Source organism: Bellilinea sp., assembly GCF_034432615.1.
In the GTDB taxonomy this organism is placed as follows: domain Bacteria; phylum Chloroflexota; class Anaerolineae; order Anaerolineales; family Anaerolineaceae; genus Bellilinea.
In genome coordinates this window covers 1-4,346 of sequence record NZ_DAOUBL010000212.1, presented here as the reverse complement: position 1 = coordinate 4,346, position 4,346 = coordinate 1, and the positions used below count along the sequence as shown (strand labels likewise).

Annotated in this window: 4 protein-coding genes; all 4 read right to left on the bottom strand. The window is 53.7% G+C overall.

All coding sequences use genetic code 11. From position 1 onward, the window contains the following. Positions 1–127 precede the first annotated feature (127 nt). Positions 128–994: a vWA domain-containing protein gene (locus VAE48_RS09435; RefSeq protein ID WP_322793077.1), complete on the bottom strand. Its 867-nt coding sequence runs from the start codon at positions 992–994 to the stop codon at positions 128–130. Between the two features lie 116 nt (positions 995–1,110). Beyond that, positions 1,111–2,211 carry an ATP-binding protein gene (locus VAE48_RS09430; RefSeq protein ID WP_322793076.1) on the bottom strand — a complete coding sequence of 367 codons (1,101 nt, stop codon included), beginning with the start codon at positions 2,209–2,211 and terminating at the stop codon, positions 1,111–1,113. 192 nt (positions 2,212–2,403) lie between these two features. Next, entirely contained in the window at positions 2,404–2,838 is a 435-nt protein-coding gene (locus VAE48_RS09425; protein WP_322793075.1) for an arsenate reductase ArsC, read from the bottom strand. 126 nt (positions 2,839–2,964) lie between these two features. Beyond that, entirely contained in the window at positions 2,965–4,215 is a 1,251-nt protein-coding gene (locus VAE48_RS09420) for a radical SAM protein (RefSeq protein ID WP_322793074.1), read from the bottom strand. Positions 4,216–4,346: the final 131 nt, after the last annotated feature.

Below are 4,346 nucleotides of genomic sequence, written 5' to 3'. Positions count from 1 at the left end.
TGATAAAAACCAGAATAGATCGGATTCGAGTGCGGCGTTCGGCGCGAAATGCCATCCAGAAGTTCTCCCAGTACTCCTCGATAATATCACGGGCTTAAGGATGTGGCAAGTCAGTCAGGCCGATGAGTCAACGGCGTTCGTCGGGGTTGGGATTTAATTGAGTGGTGTGAATTTCCTTCCGCACCGTCTGATATAGATTTTCTGCCTTCAGTTCGCCAATCGTGTAACAAGGCGCCTGCAGTTGATCGGCCAACGCCTGTGCCAGCCCCTGATCAAAAGCAATATGCTCCATGTTGATGACCACGCTGTGAATATGCTCTTCGGCAATCTGGCGGGCAATCCGATACGCCTCTTCATGCGGCGGAAGTTTACCCATGGAAACATTGCCCGCCCCATCCGTCAACACAATCAGCAGGGGCATCACATCCGGGTGCAGCAGCCGTTCGCGCATCAACACCTCATAGGCCAGCTTAAGGCCGGCAGAAAGCGGGGTTTTGCCCCCCACCGGAATATCCGCCAGTGCGCGCTGCGCCAGCGTAACCGAATTGGTCGGCGGCAGTACCAGCGTGGCGCGGTCCTTTTGAAACACAATCAGACCCACCCGGTCACGGCGCTGGTAAGCATCCGTCAAAAGTGAAAGGATTGCCCCTTTGGTGGCCTGCATGCGTTCGGCTACGGCCATGGACCAGGAAGCGTCCACCAGAAAGAGAATTAAGTTGGCGGCGCGGCGCACCCGCACCTTGCGCATGTAATCACTGGGGCGCACCGAAAAAGCCACCCGCTGGCGGTCTTCTTCCCGCTCACGCTGGTAGGGAGCAGCCGCCCGAAGGGTCGCATCAAATGCCAGGTCATCTGCCTTGCCATACGAAGGACGCGATTGCACATAGCGGCCGCGTTTTCGTTCCGTGCGGGTGCGTGAGCGCCGCCCGGCAAAGCGGCGCACCATTTTATCCAACGGGGTATCCAGCCGGCGCGGATCGAAGGATTGACCCACCTTAACCCTCTCACCGCCTTCCCACCATTGGGCATTTTGTTTGCCAAAGACATCTTCAGTCTGTCCGGGCTGAGGTGTTCCCTGAGGGAGCGTTTCCGGACTTTCCGCTCCCTCACTCAGACTTTTTTTTGCTGATTTTTTTCTTCCTCGATTTGTTGAACCTCTTCGCGGCGCTGACCGGTCGAACTGGCACCCTGTAACTGTTCGATGCGGTCTTGCAGTTCTTCCATCGTCACTTCTTCCTGCGAGAAAGGTCCGCGGCGGAGGCGATGCGGCAGGGCAAGTTCGGCAGCCAGCGCAATATCGCGTCCGTTGATGGCAGTCCGCCCGTCAAAAGCAGCCTGTGCCCGAGCGGCTTTGAGAATGACCAGATCGGCGCGGTGGCCGTCCACGTTCAAGGAAGCGGTCAATTGAGCAATGGAAAGCAGATCGCGGCTGGTGTAACTGACCTGATCAATCAAGCGCCGGGCGCGTTCAATCTGGCGCGAAAGTTCTTCTTCCTTCGGCAGCCACTGCTGACGGAATTTTTCCGGGTCAGACTCGAACGCCAGATTGCGTTCCATGATTTGTACCCGTTCGCGGGCATCGCGAATACCGTAAATTTCTACCGAGAGCGCAAAACGGTCCAGCAGTTGCGGGCGCAGATCGCCCTCTTCCGGGTTCATGGTACCTACCAGAATAAAGCGCGCCGGGTGGCTGAACGAAATCCCCTCGCGCTCAATAATATTCATCCCCATTGCCGCCGAATCGAGCAGCACATCCACCACATGATCGTCCAGCAGGTTGACTTCGTCAATGTAGAGCAGCCCGCGGTTAGCCGCTGCCAGCACTCCCGGTTCAAAAGCACGCTCCCCCTTTTGAATGGCTTTTTCAATGTCCAGTGTTCCCACCACGCGATCTTCCGTTGCCGAAATGGGCAGGTTGACAAAAGGAGTGGCACGGGTAGCAACCGGCAGTTCCTCGCCGCGCGCGCTGCGTTCGCGGCATTCGGTGCACCAGGTAGAAGGGTTATCCGGGTCACAGCCAAAACGGCAATCCGCCACCACCCGCACGTGAGGCAGCAGGGCTGCCAGTGCGCGCGCCGCCGTGGATTTAGCCGTACCGCGTTCACCGCGAATCAAAACCCCGCCAATGCGCGGGTCAACGGCATTCAAAACCAGCGCGCGCTTCATGCGTTCCTGGCCGACGATGGCAGTAAATGGATAGATGACTGGCATGATTATTTTTGAATCCCTTTTCTCCAAAGAGTACTACTTGATTACGCTTGCAAGTTTATCACAAGCCGAAAAGATAATCAAAGACAAATCTTCCAAAAAGACTTGACATAATCGAAACACTCTTCAGCCTCAGCCAATAAAAAAGCACCGGCTTTCCAACCTGCCGATGCTTTTCAAAGCCAGCCGTATCCCCTAATTAATGGGAATTTCCAGCTCCTTTAGCCACTCGCGCACACGGGCATCAATCTGATCGCGCACTTCACGGAACTTTTGCAGGGTTTCTTCCTCACTGCCCACAAATGCAGCCGGGTCTTCAAACGGCCAGTGCATGCGCTTTCCCATGCCGGGGAAGACCGGGCAGTTTTCTTCGGCATTGCTGCAGACGGTAATCAAATAACCAAAATGGACTTTCCCCATGAACGTATCCAGCGTCTTGGAATAATGTTGACTGGTATCCACGCCAATTTCTTCCAAAACCTTGACCGTGTAAGGATTTAATCCCTTCGGCTCTAAACCGGCGCTGTAAACTTCAAAATGATCGCCGGCATATTTGCGTAACAATGCCTCGGCCATCTGGCTGCGGGCAGAATTACCGGTACACAAAAAAAGGACTCTTGCTTTATTCATAGACACCTCATCCTAACGCTGTTTGGGAATGGTTAAAAAAATTTTTTAATCAGAATATCACAAAGAGCCTTTGGTTGGTTTAAGAACCGTCTAACATTCGATTATCGAACCATTAAGAAGCCAGTTTCATGGGCATTGGATCAAGCCCTGCGCCCACAAGCAACCCCCACAGGCCGGCTGCAGGTTGCCAAAGCAATCTTCCAGATTTTGTTCCGCCATCTCGCAGGAATTACAAATGACACAGGGCGAAAAATCAAAATCCTGAAGCCGCTCGCGCAGGTCAAGATAAGCCGCATCTCGCCAGATTTCCGCAATACTCTGACGAGCGACATCACCGACAAAATAAGCCATGGAACGGCGCACCTGCTCTCCCAGAAAACTCTCATGGGTATGCAGCAACGGCAAACAGGGACTGACCTTACCATCCCATCGCACCGAAAGACTGCCCCTTTCAATGAAGGGACAGCGGTTGCCCGTGCGCAGCGGATTCAAGCCGCTAATCTCCAGCCGAAAACCATCGTGGACCGCCGCGGCTAAGGCATGTTGCACTTCCGGTGGAAAATCAGCGCGCGGCAGGTTGACAACCGGTAGCAGGCTGGTTTTCTGTGCCTCAGGTTCATACTGGGCATGATCGTACAGCGACTCCGAGCGTAAATCGCGGGTGTGTGCCAGCACATTACTGATGGAAAAACAGGCGGCGCCTAATTCACGCCCCAATTTAAGTAACTGGGGTAATTCATGGATATTGCGGCGCATGGCCACAAAAGCGATCCCCAATTGAGTGGCTGCTCCACTTTCCCGCTTTAATTCACGGAAACGACGCAAATTGCTCAAAATCTGTTCGAGGGCATCCCCCAGCCGCACATCCATGTACCCCTGCGGAGTAGCACCATCCAGTGAAACCCACAGTACATTGACCCCAGAATCCAACAAAGCCCGGCAGGCACTTTCTCCCAACAAGGTACCGTTGGTAATGAGTTCCACCTCTGCCCCAACCGAACGTGCTCCGGCGATCATTTCAAAAATGCGGGGGTGGGCTAGCGGCTCTCCATATCCGCCAAAAAAGAGAGACGGACGGGGATAAAAAGACATCACCCCTTCCAACACGTGTTCAAATGTTTCCCCACTCATGAAGCCGGCTTCTTCTTCCCACACATTGCGAACACAGGTGCGGCATTGCAAATTACACACATTGGTCGCTTCCACATAGACCCTTTCCAGGAATGTAACCGGCCGATAGAGGATGAGCTCTCGCCCGTTTTCTTCCAGAATGGTCTGCTCGCCGGCGCGCAAACCAAAGCGCTCGGCAACACTGGCGGGTATCTCCAGTTTTCCGCTTTCGTCCAGCCGCACCCGGTATCGTTTTTGGTTTGTCATGGATGACTTCTCCAAAAAAATATTCAAAGGGACGAATAAATTATACGGCTGTTGCGTAACCCTTGTCCATTGACATAAAGACGGATAAGATAGAATAAAAATCACAAAAAGGGAGATACCATGAAACAGGT

Coding starts and splice junctions, on each gene's coding strand:
- VAE48_RS09430 (WP_322793076.1), bottom strand. CDS start 2,211: ATGCCAGTCATCTATCCATTTACTGCCATCGTCGGCCAGGAACGCATG.
- VAE48_RS09425 (WP_322793075.1), bottom strand. CDS start 2,838: ATGAATAAAGCAAGAGTCCTTTTTTTGTGTACCGGTAATTCTGCCCGC.
- VAE48_RS09420 (WP_322793074.1), bottom strand. CDS start 4,215: ATGACAAACCAAAAACGATACCGGGTGCGGCTGGACGAAAGCGGAAAA.